A 1,913-nucleotide genomic window follows, 5' to 3' on the forward strand; every position below is an offset into this window, starting at 1 on the left:
AATGTTAATAGACAATTTATGGTGGGTAGATAATCCAGATATAGAAGGAATAAAATATAATTTGGATGGAGTTAGGACAGTTAAAATTCCTAATGGTAAGAGATATCTCAGTAATTCCTATGAAAAAAAATATATATATTCAGATGAAGAATATAACTTTTACAAATTTAATAGAAGATTTGAATTATTATTTATGTTGAACGATAAGGATGAAGAAGTAAATATTAGCTCTGTAGATAAAAATAAAATAGTTTCGGAGATAAAATCACTAGTACAACCTGTAATTGATAAACAATCCGAACCACTAATAAATCTCCAATGGATATTTAATTTAGTATATCAAGATGAGTTTAAATAAAAGTATACAAATCTATGTAAGTAAGAAATACTTACATAGATTTTATTTTGTAAGTGAATAATTTTTAGTAGTAATAAAGATTATGATATAATCAATTAGTTAAGATAAGTAAACTAGAGGGAAAAGAATGAAAAAAATAATATGGAGAACAATATTAGTAGTATTATTAGGGATAATACTAGTAGGATATGTGAAGATAAATTTAAAATCAAATGCAGTATATTATGCGAAAAATATGCCAAGAGGAGAAGGGCAAGAACCAGAATTAATAATGTTAATAGACAATTTATGGTGGGTATATAATCCAGATATAGAAGGATTAAAATATGATATAGATGGAACACAAGATATTGTGTATGAAAATAAGTATTTTGGAAATATATATGCAGATGAAACAGAATATATTTATACTGATGAAAATAATATTTCCTACAGATTTAACCACCGTTTTGAATTATTACATGTAATAGATGAGAAATATAAAAAAGTAGATATTAATTCTGTAGATAAAAATAAAATAGTTTTAGAGATAAAATCACTAGCACAACCCGTAATTGATAAACAATCCGAACCACTAATAAATCTCCAATGGATATTTAATTTAGTATATCAAGATGATTTTAAATAAAAGTATACAAATCTATGTAAGTAAGAAATACTTACATAGATTTTATTTTATAAGTGAATAATTTTTAGTAGTAATAAATATTATGATATAATCAGTTAAGTTAAGATAAGGAAACTAGAGGGAAAAAATGAAAAAAATAATATGGAGAACAGTATTAGTAGTATTATTAGGAATATTAATATTCGGATATGTAAAGATAAATTTAAAATCAAATGCAGTATATTATGCGAAAAATATGCCAAGAGGAGAAGGACAAGAACCAGAATTAATAATGTTAATAGACAATTTATGGTGGGTAGATAATCCAGATATAGAAGGTTTAAAATATGATATAGATGGAACAAACGGTATTATTGGTTTAAGGGGTAATAAAGAAATAAGATTCAATAATATATATTCATATGACACAGAATATGTATATAAAGCTGAAGAGGATATTACTTATAGATTTAATCGTCGTTTTGAATTATTATATGTAATTGATAGTAAATATAAAAAATTAGATATTAATTCTATATATGTAGATAAAAATAAAATAGTTTCAGAAATCAAGTCATTAGTACAACCTGTAATTGATAAACAATCCGAGCCACTAATAAATCTCCAATGGATATTTAATTTAGTATATCAAGATGAGTTTAAATAGAAGTATACAAATCTATGTAAGTGAATAATTTTTAGTAGTAATAAATATTATGATATAATCAGTTAAGTTAAGATAAGGAAATTAGAGGGAAAAGAATGAAAAAAATAATATGGCGAACAATACTAGTATTATTATTAGGAATAGTAATATTCGGATATGTGAAGATAAATTTAAAATCAAATGCAGTATATTATGCGAAAAATATGCCAAGAGGAGAAGGGCAAGAACCAGAATTAATAATGTTAATAGACAATTTATGGTGGGTAGATAATCCAGATATA

At 24.0% G+C, this 1,913-nt stretch carries 4 protein-coding genes; all 4 read left to right on the forward strand.

The window, feature by feature from the left end; all coding sequences use genetic code 11:
- A partial coding sequence (locus HZY83_RS06980; RefSeq protein WP_179943328.1) for a hypothetical protein occupies positions 1 to 358 on the forward strand: 358 nt, incomplete at its 5' end.
- A 127-nt stretch (positions 359 to 485) separates the two neighbouring features.
- On the forward strand, positions 486 to 986 hold the full coding sequence (locus tag HZY83_RS06985; RefSeq protein ID WP_179943329.1) for a hypothetical protein: 501 nt from the start codon (positions 486 to 488) through the stop codon (positions 984 to 986).
- A 127-nt stretch (positions 987 to 1,113) separates the two neighbouring features.
- On the forward strand, positions 1,114 to 1,632 hold the full coding sequence (locus HZY83_RS06990; protein ID WP_179943330.1) for a hypothetical protein: 519 nt from the start codon (positions 1,114 to 1,116) through the stop codon (positions 1,630 to 1,632).
- Positions 1,633 to 1,727: 95 nt separating this feature from the next.
- On the forward strand, positions 1,728 to 1,913 hold a 186-nt coding region (locus tag HZY83_RS06995), incomplete at its 3' end, for a hypothetical protein (RefSeq protein WP_218925367.1).

Source organism: Gemella sp. GH3, assembly GCF_013415425.1.
Lineage (GTDB): Bacteria > Bacillota > Bacilli > Staphylococcales > Gemellaceae > Gemelliphila.

What these genes read in the sequence shown, in the direction of transcription:
- HZY83_RS06990 (WP_179943330.1), top strand. Translation starts at nt 1,114, where the DNA reads ATGAAAAAAATAATATGGAGAACAGTATTAGTAGTATTATTAGGAATA.
- HZY83_RS06985 (WP_179943329.1), top strand. Translation starts at nt 486, where the DNA reads ATGAAAAAAATAATATGGAGAACAATATTAGTAGTATTATTAGGGATA.